Annotated in this window: 17 protein-coding genes and 1 pseudogene; 7 read left to right on the top strand and 11 right to left on the bottom strand. The window is 44.2% G+C overall.

Features of this window, described 5'->3' with window-relative positions; translation table 11 throughout:
- Window positions 1-76 precede the first annotated feature (76 nt).
- The gene (locus tag T472_RS17635) at window positions 77-1,480 is read left to right on the top strand and encodes a sodium-dependent transporter (RefSeq protein WP_023387893.1); all 1,404 of its coding nucleotides are present in this window, start codon (window positions 77-79) and stop codon (window positions 1,478-1,480) included.
- A gap of 54 nt (window positions 1,481-1,534) precedes the next feature.
- On the opposite strand, the gene lexA is transcribed toward T472_RS17635, so the two are convergent.
- A complete protein-coding gene (gene lexA, locus T472_RS17630; RefSeq protein WP_023387892.1) occupies window positions 1,535-2,134 on the bottom strand; it encodes a transcriptional repressor LexA in 600 nt (199 codons plus the stop codon).
- Window positions 2,135-2,303: 169 nt separating this feature from the next.
- Between lexA and deoD the strand changes: the two genes are divergently transcribed.
- From deoD to T472_RS17610, 4 genes are all read left to right on the top strand, one after another.
- The gene (deoD, locus tag T472_RS17625) at window positions 2,304-3,020 is read left to right on the top strand and encodes a purine-nucleoside phosphorylase (protein WP_023387891.1); all 717 of its coding nucleotides are present in this window, start codon (window positions 2,304-2,306) and stop codon (window positions 3,018-3,020) included.
- A 257-nt stretch (window positions 3,021-3,277) separates the two neighbouring features.
- Window positions 3,278-3,919 (top strand): CPBP family intramembrane glutamic endopeptidase, encoded by a 642-nt coding sequence (locus tag T472_RS17620; protein ID WP_207643990.1) that lies wholly within the window; start codon window positions 3,278-3,280, stop codon window positions 3,917-3,919.
- A gap of 214 nt (window positions 3,920-4,133) precedes the next feature.
- Window positions 4,134-4,610 carry a DUF2975 domain-containing protein gene (locus T472_RS17615; RefSeq protein ID WP_023387461.1) on the top strand — a complete coding sequence of 159 codons (477 nt, stop codon included), beginning with the start codon at window positions 4,134-4,136 and terminating at the stop codon, window positions 4,608-4,610.
- An 11-nt stretch (window positions 4,611-4,621) separates the two neighbouring features.
- A complete protein-coding gene (locus T472_RS17610) occupies window positions 4,622-4,831 on the top strand; it encodes a helix-turn-helix domain-containing protein (RefSeq protein WP_023387462.1) in 210 nt (69 codons plus the stop codon).
- Window positions 4,832-4,907: 76 nt separating this feature from the next.
- On the opposite strand, the gene T472_RS17605 is transcribed toward T472_RS17610, so the two are convergent.
- A complete protein-coding gene (locus tag T472_RS17605) occupies window positions 4,908-5,117 on the bottom strand; it encodes a hypothetical protein (RefSeq protein WP_023387463.1) in 210 nt (69 codons plus the stop codon).
- Window positions 5,118-5,287: 170 nt separating this feature from the next.
- On the opposite strand from T472_RS17605, the gene T472_RS17600 reads away from it, so the two are divergent.
- Entirely contained in the window at window positions 5,288-6,823 is a 1,536-nt protein-coding gene (locus T472_RS17600; RefSeq protein ID WP_023387464.1) for a hypothetical protein, read from the top strand.
- A gap of 68 nt (window positions 6,824-6,891) precedes the next feature.
- On the opposite strand, the gene T472_RS17595 is transcribed toward T472_RS17600, so the two are convergent.
- Both T472_RS17595 and T472_RS17590 read right to left on the bottom strand, forming a co-directional pair.
- Complete coding sequence (locus T472_RS17595) at window positions 6,892-7,161, bottom strand: hypothetical protein (RefSeq protein WP_023387465.1); 270 nt, start codon at window positions 7,159-7,161, stop codon at window positions 6,892-6,894.
- Window positions 7,162-7,535: 374 nt separating this feature from the next.
- The gene (locus tag T472_RS17590) at window positions 7,536-8,525 is read right to left on the bottom strand and encodes a tyrosine recombinase XerC (RefSeq protein ID WP_040908133.1); all 990 of its coding nucleotides are present in this window, start codon (window positions 8,523-8,525) and stop codon (window positions 7,536-7,538) included.
- Window positions 8,526-9,268: 743 nt separating this feature from the next.
- Here T472_RS17590 and T472_RS17585 point away from each other — a divergent pair.
- The gene (locus T472_RS17585) at window positions 9,269-10,456 is read left to right on the top strand and encodes an anaerobic nitric oxide reductase flavorubredoxin (RefSeq protein ID WP_023385054.1); all 1,188 of its coding nucleotides are present in this window, start codon (window positions 9,269-9,271) and stop codon (window positions 10,454-10,456) included.
- Between the two features lie 90 nt (window positions 10,457-10,546).
- Here T472_RS17585 and T472_RS17580 read toward each other — a convergent pair whose 3' ends face one another.
- From T472_RS17580 to T472_RS19835, 7 genes and pseudogenes are all read right to left on the bottom strand, one after another.
- Window positions 10,547-11,149, bottom strand: a complete 603-nt coding sequence (locus T472_RS17580; RefSeq protein ID WP_023385052.1) for an alpha/beta hydrolase — start codon at window positions 11,147-11,149, stop codon at window positions 10,547-10,549.
- Window positions 11,149-12,126: a ring-cleaving dioxygenase gene (locus T472_RS17575; protein ID WP_023385047.1), complete on the bottom strand. Its 978-nt coding sequence runs from the start codon at window positions 12,124-12,126 to the stop codon at window positions 11,149-11,151. Before T472_RS17575 ends, T472_RS17580 begins: the two co-directional genes overlap by 1 nt.
- Entirely contained in the window at window positions 12,116-12,553 is a 438-nt protein-coding gene (locus T472_RS17570; RefSeq protein WP_023385045.1) for a MarR family winged helix-turn-helix transcriptional regulator, read from the bottom strand. The genes T472_RS17575 and T472_RS17570 overlap by 11 nt, the downstream gene beginning before the upstream one ends.
- Window positions 12,554-12,677: 124 nt before the next feature.
- Window positions 12,678-13,445, bottom strand: a complete 768-nt coding sequence (locus tag T472_RS17565; protein ID WP_023385042.1) for a hypothetical protein — start codon at window positions 13,443-13,445, stop codon at window positions 12,678-12,680.
- 179 nt (window positions 13,446-13,624) lie between these two features.
- A complete protein-coding gene (locus tag T472_RS17560) occupies window positions 13,625-14,695 on the bottom strand; it encodes a nitronate monooxygenase (RefSeq protein ID WP_040908146.1) in 1,071 nt (356 codons plus the stop codon).
- 101 nt (window positions 14,696-14,796) lie between these two features.
- Window positions 14,797-15,516 (bottom strand): DUF3784 domain-containing protein, encoded by a 720-nt coding sequence (locus T472_RS17555; RefSeq protein ID WP_023385036.1) that lies wholly within the window; start codon window positions 15,514-15,516, stop codon window positions 14,797-14,799.
- 189 nt (window positions 15,517-15,705) lie between these two features.
- Window positions 15,706-16,250: pseudogene (locus T472_RS19835) on the bottom strand (nitrogen fixation protein NifH); the annotation flags it as partial.

Genomic DNA, 16,250 nt, shown 5'->3' with positions numbered 1-16,250 from the left:
CATATTGTCTGTTTTCCAGGTATATGGTAATATTCTACTGCCAATATATTGGCCAATAAATGCAATGAGGTATAAAATGACTGATAAATCGACTAATAATGGTGTAAGGCAGGGAAGGGAGACATTTTCATCCGGACTTGCTGTATTCTTTGCTACATTGGGTTCAGCAGTAGGCTTAGGAAACATCTGGAAGTTCCCGTACCTTACTGGCCAGAACGGCGGCGGTGCATTCATACTTGTCTACCTGATAAGCGTTGTCCTTGTGGGTGTCCCCATTATGATAGCGGAATTCTATCTGGGAAAGACAACCAGAGCTAACGCAGTAGGCGTATTCAAGAAGCTGAAGGCATCCAGATTCTGGAGGATCATAGGCTTCATGGGAATGATGTCAGCACTTCTCATAATGTTCTTCTATAGCTCTGTGGCAGGATGGGTGTACTCATACGTCCTGAAGGCTGTAAGAGGGGATTTCAAGGTGCTTTCAACCATGCCCTTTGATGCTGCGGGAAAAGCTGTGGAAGCTCAGTTCGGAAGCACCGTGGGAGGAACCTTCTCGCCATTTGCATGGCAGGCAGCTGCAGTAGCTGTGGTCACGGTAATTCTTGTGGCTGGAGTGAAGAAGGGCATAGAGAGGGTAACAAAGACTCTGATGCCTGTACTCCTAATCCTTATAGTAATCATCGCAGTAAGGTCGCTTACCCTTGAAGGTGCAGGAAAAGGACTGGATTTCCTGATGGGTGTGGATTTTTCAAAGATTACCCCTTCAGTAATACTGACAGCCCTGGGATTGTCCTTCTTCAAGCTTTCTCTTGGAATGGGGACCATGATAACATACGGAAGCTATTTCAACGAGGATAACAAGATAGTAAATACTGCCTTCAAGGTGGCGGCATCTGATACAATGGTTTCGCTTCTGGCAGGCCTGGCAGTATTTCCTGTCGTTTTCACCTTTGGGCTTGAACCTGGTGGCGGGCCGGGGCTTCTGTTCAATACGATTCCACTCGTGTTCTCACTGATTCCATTTGGAAATGTGCTTCTCATACTGTTTTTCAGCCTTGCTGCCATTGCTGCAACCACTGCAATGATCTCAATGGTTGAGGTTCCTGTTATTGTGCTTACTGAAGAACTTGGTATCAGCAGAAGAAATGCAGTAGTTTCAATTTCTGCAGTCATCCTGGCGGTAGGCGCGCTTACAGTACACCCTGAAAGCATGTTTGGATCGACAATGATATTTGGAAAGAGCTTCTTTGACTTCTTCGATTACCTGTCCTCGAACATATTCCTCCCGGTGGGGGGCCTTCTCATAGCGATATTTGTAGGATGGAAGGTAAAGACAAAGGACCTAAGCCTGTCATTTGGCAGCGCAAGCAATGATGGTGTTTCTAAGCTTGCCCCTGTTTATCACATTATCCTCAAATTTGTGACTCCGATACTTCTGCTTATAGTTTTCCTTAATGCAGTTGGAGTGATCGGCATATAATATTTGAGCATTAAGAAAGGCCCCCGGCAGTTTTTGCCGGGGGCCTTGGATTATCTAGAATTTCCTGTATAGTCCTACGAGTTTTCCAAGAATCTCGCATGATGGAACAATGATGGGCTCCATGGCTGAGTTTTCAGGCTGAAGCCTGATGTGTCCATGTTCCTTGAAAAATCTCTTGATTGTCGCTTCGTTTTCTATCATGGCCACGACAATGTCGCCATTGTTCGCTGAATTTACTTTCTCAACAATAGCCAGGTCGCCATTGATTATTCCTGCTTCGATCATACTGGTTCCGATTACCTTGAGCATGAAAAGGTCATTGTCATGCTTTACGAAATTCATCGGCATATGGAAGTACTCATCTATATTCTCTACAGCAAGTATCGGGACACCAGCCGTAACCTTTCCGAGGATTGGTATGTTCAGCATTTCTGCCCTGCTTCCAAGCTCAGCTATCTCGAGTGCACGAGGCTTGGTAGGATCTCTCTTTAGCAATCCATCCTTTTCCAGCTTCTGTAGATGATTGTGGACTGATGATGTGGACTTCAGGTCGACTGCAGCTGCTATTTCCCTTACCGAAGGCGGATAGCCCTTTTCCTCAGTGAATGCCAGCACATACTCATATACTTTCTTCCTGGTCTCCTTTTGAGCCATTCTTGCACCTCTCTTGATCATTTTCTAAATTATATCATGAGATAGCTGGAAATACAAACAAATGTTCAATTTTGAACATTTGGTGACGTTCTTAAATAGTCCCTGATTATGGTATAATCTAAGTGATGAGAGCCCTCACAGGGCGAGTAAGATGACGAGGAGTGATGATATGCCAACACCACATATCAATGCAAACAAGGGAGATATTGCAGAGTCCATACTGCTTCCGGGAGATCCTCTAAGGGCAAAGTTCATAGCAGAGAACTTCCTTGAAAATCCGGTACTGTACAATGAAGTCAGGGGTATCCTTGGATATACTGGTACATACAAGGGGGTACCTGTTTCCGTTCAGGGTACGGGTATGGGAATACCATCTATCTCAATCTACGCACATGAGCTGATCCATGAATTCGGAGTCAAGAACCTTATAAGAGTCGGAAGCTGCGGAGCGATGCAGGAAAATGTAAAGATAAGGGACGTCATAATAGCAAGCTCAGCTTCCACTACATCATCAATCAACAGGAACAGGTTCAAGGGACTTGATTTTGCACCTACTGCAGACTTTGACCTTCTTCTGGCAGCCTACAACAAGGCCAGGGATATGGGGATCAACGTGCATGTAGGCAATGTTCTCAGTTCAGACCTGTTCTACGATGACAGCAGTGCTGCCAAGATGTTCATGGATGCAGGTACTCTCGGCGTTGAAATGGAAGCTGCTGCCTTGTATACTGAAGCTGCACTTGCCGGGGCAAAAGCACTGACCATACTTACTGTTTCAGACAGCCTTATTACAGGTGAGGCTACAACACCTCAGGAAAGGCAGGAAACGTTCAAGGAAATGATGAAGATAGCGCTGGAGGCTATAGTCGCGCTTTCAGCAAAATGATTCCAAAGGTCCGCACCAGTGTGCGGACCTTTGCCGTCTACAGGAGAAAAATCATGGAAAGTGGTTCTAAGCGAGTCCTTCCTTTTGTTCATACCATATTGGCAGGATTGTTGGTATTTCTGGTATTCAGCCATATGAGACCCATATTTTCCGGTACGGCTGATGTTGTTTCCCGTCTTATATTGGCTGGAGCATTCCTTTCCCTTTCTTTAGTTTCTAATGGCAGAAGGAACCAAAACGCTGATAAGGGGTTATCAATGTCTTTCTTCATCGCAATGACAGCAATATCCCTGGATCTTTACCTGCCGACAAGCAGATGGATAGTAAAGGCAGTGGGTACCGACTACACCACTCCAATGGGCCTGGCGCTTGATAAACTGGACAGCAGCCTAATAATAATACTGACTATCATTATTCTCAACAGGCTTTCGGGAGGATCGTCAAAGGACCTGAGACTTCAGGAAGGTAACCTTAAGAGAGGGATTTCCATTGGGATTCCATCCTTTGCGGCAGCAGCTATCCTGTCACCTTACATGGCCGGAATTTTCGGAGCGCAAGGGTTCACTTTCACTGAGGTTCTGGAGTGGCTCCCATGGATCATAATATTTATAGCGGGTAACGCTCTCAATGAGGAACTTCTTTTCAGAGGGCTGTTCTTAGGTAGAATGGAGCCACTTATGGGAAGGAATCTGTCCAACCTGGCAGTGGCGATTCCTTTTGTTCTCCACCATACGGGAGTAACCTATACCACGGACTCGCTGATGTTTCTTGCCTATCTCCTGCCTTTGGCTCTTGTTTGGGGAAGGCTTACTCAGGATAATGACAGTCTCATCGGATCAGTACTTTTTCATGCAGGGACTGACATTACCGTAGCTCTGGCATTATTTTCCAGCTTGTGATGATCAGTCTTTAAATCAGAATGAAAGGGTCCATGCTGAATTTTGCTTAACACATTCCTTGAAAGATAAACCTTAAATGAAATATGAAAAGCAATTACAGCAAAAATATAATAAAATACGGCAATAATATATTGAATAACAATAAATTAAGTGGTATCCTGTTTTTGATGTGAGAGCTTAGACTAAAGCTTAGCGGAAATCATAGGAGGGAACCATGAAGAGATTTGCTATTCCAATATTAAGGTTCGGATTCATTTTGGGAGCAGGTATCGTGCTCCTGATTTGCGCTACGGTACTGCCGGAACTTGCTGAGTTCTATGCTGAGATCGCACCCGAGTGGGCATATTTGCGATACCCTCTTCTTTTGGCGATATACTCGACGCTCATTCCATTCATGGCAGCAGTTTTTTTTGCGATGAAGCTGACCTTCATAATCCAACGAAGTGATGAATTCTCTAACAATGCTGTATTTTGTCTAAAGGCTATAAGGGTCTGTGCTTTCGTTCTCGTGGCAATGTATTTCACCGGAACTGCAATAATGGCAAGGCTCGTGGATATAAGTCCTCCAATAGGTCTCCTTGTACTTATGATAATTCTGGCGTCAATAATGGTTGGTTCTTTCGCCGGCATTCTAGAAGAGCTTCTACGGAAGGTCATTGGATACAAGGAAGAAATCGAACTGACCGTATAGGAGGTCTGAAAATGGGAATTGTAGTGAATCTAGATGTAATGCTGGCGAGGCGGAAAATGAGTGTTACTGAGCTTTCCGAAAGAGTGGGGATTACACTTTCAAACATATCTAACCTTAAGACAGGAAAGGCAAGGGCTATTCGGTTCAGCACGCTGGAAGCGATATGCAGGGCTCTGGAATGTCAGATAGGGGACATACTGGAGTATCGAGAGGTAGAATAGAGCATTATTTCAGGAATTTAATAAGGGCATTGCTGAGTGCAGCAATGCCCTTAAAATATGATAGGAGTGATAATTGCTATTCTTCCGTTCCGCTTTTCAGACTGAAAAGGTATATGAAAAGGGCAACGCTGCCGAATACTGCTGAAGAAATGAATGGAGCAATCGATACCTCGCTGGCAGCATAGGTTGCGACACCTGATGAAGCAAGCACTGTGACTGAGGAGTCTGGCAACAGCTGCAAAGCAATGACAACGTGTGCAATAGAACGTATCGTGTTCTTAGTCAAGGTCATCACCACCAATTGTAATATTGCTTGTGTAAATCATTATAACAAGATTTATCTAAGCTTTTAACAGCAGGCCCCGTTTTGTCAATGACAGTTTTGGCACGAATCGTGACAGAAATCATTTACAGCCAATCCTGCGTTTGTTATCATCAAAGTGGAGGCGATTCAGTATGACATTTGCCGAAAAACTTGATTTTCTAATGACCCTTACAAAGACCTCAAACAGCGCTCTTGCGCAATGGTCCAACATTGATCCCTCATACATAAGCCGTTTGAGGAGAGGGGACAGGACCCCGGCTAAAAACGAATCATACACCATGTCAATGGCCATGTATTTCTCCAAGAACTGCAGCCAGGATTTCCAATGGAGTGCAATTGTTGAAATGATGGGCGGGAATGAAACATCAAAAAGCCTGAGTGACAGGGAAACCAGGAAAGACCTGATCCACAGCTGGCTCAATCAGGAGAAGCCAGGGAAGGGCAGTATGGTACGTGGCTTTCTTGACAATATGTCAATCTCCAATCCAATGAGTGCTGGAGGAGTGGTCATAGGTAGAGAAGAGCCTGCAAGTCCGGACCTCGAGAATGCCATGATTACATTTGGAAACCAGGGCATGAGGGAGTCTGCAAGGATTTTTCTTGATAAGGTCATCCACTCTGGAAAGAGGCATACATTGCTATTGTTCAGCGACCAGGATACCTCCTGGATCACAGAGGACCCTAGATTCATGAGGGAATGGGCTCAGCTTATATCAAAGGCTATCATGACTGGTAACAGGATAAGGATAATCCATACCGTAAGCAGGAACATTGATGAAATGATGACAGCCATAAGGGCATGGGTCCCCCTGTATATGACCGGAGCCATTGAGCCTTACTATTATCCGAAGATAAGGGATGGAGTATTCAAGCGTACATTGTATGTTGCTCCAGGCACAGCGGCTGTATCTTCTGCAGCTATGGGAAGCGACCTTTCAGATACGACTCTTTTCATCGTTACAGACCCGGTGTCAGTAGGAAGCTTTGAGAGAGAGTTTACTAGATATCTTAATATGTGCAAACCGCTAATGAGGATATATAAGAAAAACGATACTACAGAATTTTCAGAAGACCTCCTTGATTTTGAGGGGGAGAGCAGCAATGTAAGGGTTGAAGGGCCGCCATCGATATATACTCTACCGATATATATTATTGAAAGGATAGTCGGAAGCATGGGTACACTACCTGGTGAAGCCATCACGGAATTAATGAGGCAAAGGACTGAACTATTCGAGAAGAACCTCCTTGATAACGAATATCTGCACCAGATAGTCCTTCCTGAAATTGATGCTGTAAAAAATGGCATCGCAGAAATCGTACTTTCCGATTATTTCTGTGGAAGTCCGGGCTACTACACAGTTTCTGACCTTACAGCGCATATCCGGAATATCATCAGGTACCTTAAGGATTTCAGCAACTATCATGTAAGTGTCATCGAAAGCGGGCAGAACAAAGGCTACATTCTCTATGCAAAAGAGGGGAGTGGGGTGCTTGTCAGCAAGACCAGCCCTCCATCGGTTACCTTCATCATAAAGGAGTCAAACCTGACTGCAGCATTTTGGGATTACCTCGACAGGAAGGCTGATACTGGCTGGATTACAGAAGCCAGCCGAAATGAGACCATAGCTGTCCTTGAAAAATACATCGAATCACTTAACAGGGAATAAACAGAGACTATACCTTATTTTGAGGTATAGTCTCTGTTTTTCCGTGATTCGCCGCTCCTGGGAGCATTCTATTCATCTCCCTGATTTTCAGCTTCCGGTTTAATCGAGGTCTCTGCATTCCTGCTTGAAAAACGCTCAGTCAGATTAGCTGCATCATCAAGTAAAAAACTGAGGAGGGCAATACCAGAGGCGGCCATGAGGAAGTACATCGGCAAGTCGTTAGATGCAAACTTGAAATATCCTATTGCGATGCTTGTGAGTATACCTATGAAATATACTGCCATCGCATAGAACAGATACCTGGCCAACTGTGATGATAACTTGAAAAATCTGATCAAAATAATACCTCCCTGAAATTGATGAAATATCTTGCGCAAACTCGTGACTTTAGTCATGAGAGGTTCAAACAAATCAAGTATACAATTTATATGTGACAATCGTATGTCATAAAACATAGTACTTTAAAATGCAAAAGAGCATACGAATATATATGCTGTGTAATGATGTTTGCCAAGAGGGGAGTGGGGGAGAATCAGCTGATTTATAACGACATATCATTAATTATGTAAAGCTATTACGATGAATAACACAACTAGACCACTATATGTTGTGGTTCAATTGAATAGATTAATACAAGAGCCGAATCAGACAGATTCAGCTCTGAATTAATAAAGATCTTAGGTGATGCATTAATATTAAAATAAAATGGATACTATACATTTTCATCAGCGAGTGGATTGAGGTTCACGGCTTCTCTTAGGTCTTCATTATCGACGTGTGTATATATCTGAGTGGTCGATACGTTCTCATGTCCAAGTATCAGCTGCAGGCTTCTGATGTCCACCTTGCCATGTTTATACATTAGTGTAGCTGCAGTATGCCTGAGCTTATGAGGGGTGTAATGATTGTCATAAAGGCCTGCAGCGCTGATATGCTTCTTGACCAGGACCTCAACAGTGCGTTTGTTGATCGGCCTGAGATGCGTGGAAATGAACAGATAATCCTTGTTATCATCGGGAATCTGCTTCTTTTCACGTACAGGAAGATATTGGTTGATGCTGCTTATGCATGCCTGGTTGAGGTAAATAACACGTTCCTTGTTGCCTTTGCCGATGACAGTCAGCGTATCATTCCTGATTTTGCTGATCCTGATGTTGACAAGCTCAGACAGACGCATGCCGCAGTTCAGGAAGAGAGTAAGTATACAGTAATCACGATGGTAGTTTATGTTTTCCTTGTCCATAGACCTTAAAAGAGCCCGGCTCTGGTCCAGGGTAAGGTATACAGGATTTCTCTTCTTGATTTTGGGGCTTTCCAGCTCAGCAGTCGGATCTTTGTCGACTATACGTGCTTTTAGATTCAAGTATTTGAAGAAAGTTTTGATACAGGCCGTTTTTCTGGCGCGTGCATAAGCTGAATTCATTCGCTTTTTGTCTGCAAATGAAAGGAATGCATAGATATCAGACAGCGACACAAGCCTCAGGAAGTCATCATCAATACCGCTGATATCAATATTTTCGAATGGAATGTCAGCAGGAACCTGATGCCTGTATCTTTTCAGGAATCTTAGGAACAGTCCGAGGTCATATCGGTATGCATCTATAGTGCTGTCCGATTTTCCTCGTATTGTGCTTGAATAGTTCAGAAAATCCATGACGCGCTGGGGATATGGATCAAAATACGTGTTATTTTCGCTATTCATGATCTCATCCTTTCAACAGAATTCGATAGGGGGATTTGGGCTATTTTGGAGGTAATTTCTTCTGCTTCTTTAATTTTATCATAATTTATTCGCGAAATCTACATTTCGCGAAATAAATTAAATTTTGAGAAATTGCCCTTCCCACCCCTTTTTAAGTCGAAAAAGCCATGAATCTGCTCTGATTCAGGGATCTTTCTCGGGTAAGTTCGATCAAGATCACTGCAATATGTGCCAGTTCATTATCACAGGATAGAAAATTCGCTGAAGTACCAGTTCAGTTTAAGCTCGTTCCAATTAATCATGCTATCATTGACCCTTTCTTGTCCTTAGTCCGACCTCCGTGAAGTAATTAAACCTGTTGTCACTTTGTTCAACATATCCTTCATGTACATGTTGAACAATGTGACTGTGTAAATCCTATCAGGACCAGTCCTTCTGATTGAGTACCTTACTTAGATCATGTCTGATTGAATTTATGTACTCCACCGACTTAAAGACCTTGAGCTGCCATGATCAGTAAGATAAGTAAATTCCTCGTAAAAAACACCTGAGTTGCAGCCGTGTTCTGTATCTCCTTCTGTACCGCAGATTCCAGGTCAAGCGAGCTGATTTCTGATGAACCATATCTAAGAACAAATGTTCTATTGCGATATTACATGGACTAAAGGTCTTTTAGATTAATTGATGTAATCGTTTGCTAATGGCGATATAATTAAGAGGATGAATATACGGAGGTGATTTCTTTGAGCTTCAGAATCAATGACAATGTTACCTGGGTAGGTAAGATTGACTGGGAGCTATCATCATTCCATGGTGATGAGTATTCCATCCATCGCGGTACCCACTACAATTCATATCTGGTCAGAGATGAAAAGACGGTCCTTATCGATACTGTGTGGGATCCTTTCGACAAGGAGTTCGTGGAGAATCTGAAGAAAGAGATCGACTTGAACAAGATAGACATGATTGTAGCCAATCACGCGGAAATCGACCACAGTGGTTCTCTCCCACTTCTCCTTAAGGAGATACCAAATGTACCTGTTTACTGCACTGCTAATGGCATGAAGAATCTGAAGGGCCATTTCCATGAGGACTGGAACTTCGTCACAGTAAAGACCGGAGATTCAATTGAAATCGGTGAAAGAAAGCTGATCTTTGTTGAAGCCAGGATGCTTCACTGGCCTGACAGCATGATGACCTATATGACAAAGGACAACATCCTGTTTAGCAACGATGCGTTCGGACAGCATTTTGCTTCTGACTTGATGTACAATGATCTGGTCAAGCAGTGTGAACTTTTCGAGGAAGCGATAAAATATTATGCCAATATCCTGACCCCTTTCAGTGCCCTTGTTACTAACAAGATCAAGGAGCTTCTGTCATTCAATCTGCCTGTAGACATGATATGCCCGAGCCATGGCATTATATGGAGGGATAATCCGGGTCAGATAATCGAGAAGTATATGGAATGGGCGAACAGATACAAGGAAAACCAAATTACCCTGGTATATGACAGCATGTGGAAGAGTACCAGGAAGATGGCTGAGGCAATCGCTGAAGGGATCAAGTCTGTAGACAGTGAGGTTGCAGTTAAGCTCTACTCCGCATCACATGCTGACAAGAACGACATACTTACAGAGCTGTTCAGGTCCAAGGCTTTCATGGTCGGATCCTCTACAATCAATAAGAATGTGCTGTTTGCTGTCTCTGGAATGTTGGACATGGTCAAGGGAATCGGCTTCAAGGATAAGAAGACAGCTGCATTTGGATCATATGGCTGGAGCGGAGAGCATATAGGAGTCATTGAACAGAGGCTTAAGGAAGCAGGACTTGAGGTAGTCCAGCCGGGAATAAAGGAACTTTGGAATCCTGATGAAGATGGCCTTGTAAGATGCCGCGAGTTCGGAAAGAGTTTCGCAGAGAAGCTTTAGACAGGATAAGTTAAAAAAGGGAGCGCAGATGCGCTCCTCTTCAATAATAGATATGATCCTTTTATCCTGTTTGATTTTATATTATTTTACTTAGGTTTGTGATAGAAGCCATTCCCTTGAAGCCAATACCTCTTCCTTTGTTAGGGAGTGTCCCTTATCAAACCAGCTGATAACTGCATCAGCACCATTCCCTTTGAGAAGCTCGTATAGTCTCTGAGAATTCTCGCCAGTGACAATAGGGTCGTTTGTTCCTGCACCTATGAACACTGATGTACCTTCAAGATTAATATCACCAACCTGAGAGAGCGGAACCATGGGGTGATGAAGTATGGCCTGTCTGAATATGCCGCCTTTCAGGAGCAGCATTGCGGCAATCATGTTGGCTCCGTTTGAATAGCCAAGGGCAATGAGGTCATTAGGATTGAATCCATACTTTTCCGATGCTTCAAGTATGAAGTCTGAAATCTCCCCTGCCCTTTGCCTGATATCGTCCTCGTCAAATATTCCCTCTGCAATCCTCCTGAAGAACCTGTTCATGCCGTTTTCTGAGACCGCACCTCGGATCGATAAAATGCCGTTGCCCTTATCGACCATATTTGCCAGAGGGACAAGGTCCATCTCATCCCCACCAGTACCATGGAGCAGAAGGAAGGTCTTCTTTCCTTCCTCAGCTTTCTTGAAATAATGTATCATCATGACCTCCTGACCGCTGTATCAAGGGGCTTCAGTACCTTCTCTATGTACTCTCTCCTGTTCTCAAGGAATGGAGGCAGAGAAAGCCTTTCACCCAGGAATTCCAGTTCCTCATCAGTATCAAAGCCCGGACCGTCGGTTGCCAGCTCGAATAGTATTCCGTTAGGCTCCCTGAAGTAGAGTGACTTGAAATAGAACCTTTCAACAAATCCGGAGTTTCTGATCCGGTTATCATCTATCCTGCTTATCCACTCCCTGAGTTCAGCCTCATCCTCCACCCTGAAGGCGACATGATGAACTCCGCCATATCCCTGCCTTTCAAATGGAAGGTCGCTGCGCTCTTCAAGATGGATCTCTGTTCCTGAGCCACCCTCGCCTGTTTCAAGCACGATTATGTCCTTCTGCCCTTGAACTTCAGCCCTGTAGGATCCTTTAAGCCTATATCCCATGATCTCCGTGAGCACGTATAGCGTATCCCCTGGCTCCTTTACTGTCAGCCTGACAGGTCCAAGCCCCATTATCTGATTCTCAATTGGAACCGATGAGAGTTCCCATGGTATGAATGATTCAGATACGGCACCATTGTCCGAAACAAGCATAAGCCTCTGGCCTTCAGGGTCCTTGAAGTAAAGGGTCTTTCTTCCTGCACGCTCCGCGATATCCTCATGCCAGACTCCGAACTCATCGAATCTTCTTGCGAAGTATTCAAGGGCTTTATCATCCCTCACTCTGAAGGATATGAGCGATATGCTTGATATCCCCTCCCTGTTACTTGAAGTCCCGGGAAATTCGAAGAATGTAAGTGCTGTTCCCGGTGTGCCCTTCTGGTCACCGTAATACAGGTGATAGACAGAGACGTCATCCTGGTTTACGCTCTTCTTGACAAGCCTCATCCCCATTACCTTAGTGTAGAACATATAGTTTTCAGCAGCGGATGCCGTAATAGCAGAAACATGATGTATTCCTTTAAGTTTCATTGTTTTTCTCCTTTTTGCCCGATATCTTCCTTAGCATCTCGAGCATCATTTTCTTTTCATTTTTTGACAAACCCTGGAAGAACTCTCCCTGGAACCTTTCAAGATCGGGTACGAGCCTGTCATGAATCTCCCTACCCTTTTCCGTGAGGGAGACATACTTGGTCTTCCATTCCTGTCTTCTTTCAACAAGGTCTAAGCATTCCATGGCCTGCAGCAGCTGGCTGATTCCGCCTTTTGTCACAAGAAGTCTTTCTGCAAGCTCATTCTGGGTCATTTCCCTTATCCCGAGCTGAGCGATGACATCTGATTGGGCAAGCGTAAGTCCGTATTCCCTTGCTATGATACCGGATTCCCTTATGTTGTCAGAGTGTATTCCAGATATCTTGAACCAGATAAGAATGCTGTCCACTATGTCCTCTCTTTCCATGTCATCAACTCCTTAGTATCAGTTTAAATCTAAACTGATAAAATGTCAATGATAAAATCGAATTGAATAAAATATAATATCAGACCCAAAAAAAGGAGCAGATCCCTGGTCAAGGGTTCTGCTCCTATTTTGGTTCAAGCTTTGAAAGTATTGAACCTGTCTCCGTGGAAATGACATATTTGCATTTGAATTTGCCTGCGTTTGCAGTTGCAAGAGTAAAGTAGAAGTTGTACACCTTTTTTCCATAGTATATGTCAACTTCACTGCTTATCTTGTCTGTACTGAGCTGAGTAATGTATGGTTTCATCAGTTCAGACGTTTCAAGGTAGTCAAACAGTATCTTCCTTGCCTGCTCCATTGAAATGGTGCTCTGCTTGTTTAGAATCGCAGGATCCTCGTACTTCATGGATATGCTGATAAGGGTACCATCCTTTATGTATTGCAGGTACACATTGTTGCCTGTGAAGTATTCTCCGCTTTTATGACGGGCTACAGCGGTTACCTGTTCCTTGCTGCTGCTGATCGCATAGGTGATTTCATAGGTTTCAGGATTGACCCCAAGCCTCAACAGGTAATCCGTTGTCTTCTCCTGGAGCACTTCGGACTTAACGTCATTCAGGTCTTCCTTCTTCGGTTCATCCTTTACGAAGATGCTAAGGAACCTTCCTGCCTCATCCAGTTCATATATGTATTCATCATCGGTGAATTCCATTACAATTCTGCCATCATAGGTCTTGTTCCTGACGAAGCTAATGCTTTCATCAGGAAGTTCTGAAAAGGAAGCGACCTTGAATATGTAGACATCCTGCGGATTCGGCTTTCTTGTTTCACATGAAGCGAACAGAAATGATGCGGCGATCACTGGTGCAAGATATTTTAAGCTTCGAATCATACTATCCCTCCAATCCACAATATATTATATGTCTAAGATATGAATTACTTATAAAGAATGAGTGTTTATAGGCATAAGCTTATGCCATCACTGAAAATAGTATCATGTTTCAGGTGCCAATTGAATCAGGATTCCAGAAATCATATAAATAATTATAAGAAAAGAAGGCCTAAGGCCTTCTACTTCACATATTGTTCAGCTTCACTGACTAGTTCGTCTACCAGCTCCTGAACCTTGACTATCTTTTCAACCCTGTACGCATTGCTTCCTGCAAATACAAGTCCCTCACCACCGGATACCGAACTCATCAGAGCATCAGATATGCAGTAAGGGGTGGTCCTTGGGTCACAAGGTATGAGGCAGTTGTAGCATCTCCTTACCTTGATGTCCCCTTCATCGAGCTGCTTGGTGAAGCTGTTGTTCACAGCTCTTCCGGGCATGCCGACAGGGCTCTTCACGAGTCTTATGTCTTCCTTCTTCGCATTGACATAAGCCATCTTGAAGCTTAAGTCCGCATCGCATTCCTCAGTGGCTACGAATCTGGTTGCCATCTGTACGCCTGCTGCACCGAGATTGAGGTATTCAGCAATATCCTTGCCTGTAAACACTCCGCCGGCAGCTATGACCGGTATCTTTACCCCGTATTTTTCCTCATATGGCTTGATAGCCTCAAGCACTTCCGGTATAAGCTCCCTGAGCGGCTTCACGTTTCCTGACTCAATGTCTTCCCTCTTGAAGCCGAGATGTCCTCCTGCTTCCGGACCCTCCACTATGAACATGTCTGTGGTCCTTCCGAACTTCTTGTCATATACCTTGGAAATAAGTGCTGCTGCCTTGCCTGACGATACTATCGGCGCAATCTTCGTTTTAGTTCCCTTTACAAGCTCCGGAAGGTCAAGAGGAAGACCTGCCCCTGATACTACAAGGTCTATGCCTTCAGCTATTGCTGTCATTACCAGCTCCTTGTAGTTGTTCATTGCAGCCAGCATGTTTATCCCTATGATCCCGTCTGAAAGCTCCCTCGCCCTCCTGATCTGGGCTATCATCGCCCTCTTGTTGGCTTCGAGGTTGTTCTTCACGAAATCAGGCTCCTTGAAACCTGTCTGCACTCCCGAGATGACTCCAATGCCTCCGGCATTTGCCACCGCTGCAGCAAGTCCTGAAAGTGAAACCCCTATTCCCATGGCTCCCTGAACTATCGGAACCCTGGCGACAAGGTCGCCTAATCTTAACTCATTCAATTTCCCTATGATAATCAATCTCCTATCGCTATTGCTGTAGATACAGCTCTTATTATAGTGCCAGGATTGTTTGAATATCAAAATGTTAAGACTTTATTAAGAAATTAATTTCACTTCACCGGATCTGCCGAGGACAAGGCGACCATGGTATTGTACAGAGTCTTATCATCCCTGAAGTTCAGGTATACAGGATAATCGAGTGTCTCAATCAGTATATAGGGACCTCCTGACTTGTATAGATACAGATAGGCCCTGTTAGCACCGACCAGTTTAAACCTGCCCTTAAGGACGCTGCCTATAGCTGCACCATTGGTCCTCATGGTCACAACAGGAAGCGTCTCTACAATCCTGATGTCCTCAATATCACCAAGAGGGATGCTTCGGCCGAAGATCCCTGAAACCTTCACACTATCCCCTTCAATGGCAACACTGCTCTCCTTGATTGTCGTCAGGAACAGTATTCCGATCCCGATAACAATGACCAGGGTGAATGAGGCAGCAAGTATAGTCTCTCCTTTAGTCTTCCTGTTAGTATCATATTTTCTTATTTTCACTATTGTTATTATTGGGACAAGGATGTTTGCAGCCATAGCGATGAAGAACGATGACTCTCCGGTCTTCCAGGTCAATGCTGAAATAAGATTGATGAGAGCGAGTGAAAGGCTCATCTTACCAACAGCCTTACCTATCGATTCAAGGTCCATATTGGCCTTCTGCTCCTCTGAAGCTGTATTGACTCCTGCAATGAGCCAGTACATCTTCTTCCTGTCCACAAGGTACCAGATGATTAGAAATGTGAATGAGACAATTCCAAGTACGATGCCAGTCATGTTTTTGATACCTCCAGATTTCTCTATCTATATTGTAGACCAACATGTGGTCAATGAGAGCAAAATTACTGACCTTTTGAAAATTAAAATATATGAAAGCGATGAAGCAACTCAATTGGGTTCACCTGTTGGGGTTCAATTTGCAGTAGGTCAATCTATGCTTTAATTACGCCATCATTCGGTATTCCATTAGCGGTCATAATTCCCATAATACTCTAGGACATTAATCGCTCTCATGGTTATCCGCTTAGATGGACTCCCCTTCTTCTCGATATCTGCAATCATTTTCCCGCTGTTTGAGGTCTCCATGATCCACGTCCCTTCTGGAGTCATCTTACCTCTAAGTACGTCGAGTGCATCCTCGAGTCTTTTGTCCTTTATCCCAAGAGCAGCCATTATCATCAGGAGCTCGAGGATGTCCGTCTGGTACATTAGCGGGAATCCAAGTCTGAGCCATCCAGGTTTGGATGTTTTCTCGAGGTCGTGGCTCTTCTTGAACAGCCTGTGTATGAGGAAGTACTCGACAAGCTCGTCATTCTTTACCCTTATCTGCTCTGTCCTCATGCCTTCAGGAATGGCTGCAAGCGCCTTGAGTGCCTTTGCAGCTCCCATGTGGCACGTATGCCTTCCGAAGCATGGTGTGAGCTTTTCATAGTCCGTAGGAAGGCTTGTGATGTACTCGCCATCATCGGTCCTCTGGAATTTTATTATCCATTGAATCTCCCTTAATAAAA

It is taken from the genome of Youngiibacter fragilis 232.1 (assembly GCF_000495435.3).
Classification (GTDB): domain Bacteria; phylum Bacillota; class Clostridia; order Clostridiales; family Clostridiaceae; genus Youngiibacter; species Youngiibacter fragilis.
Note: the sequence above shows the minus strand (reverse complement) of the source record. Positions and strands in the feature narration are given on the sequence as shown.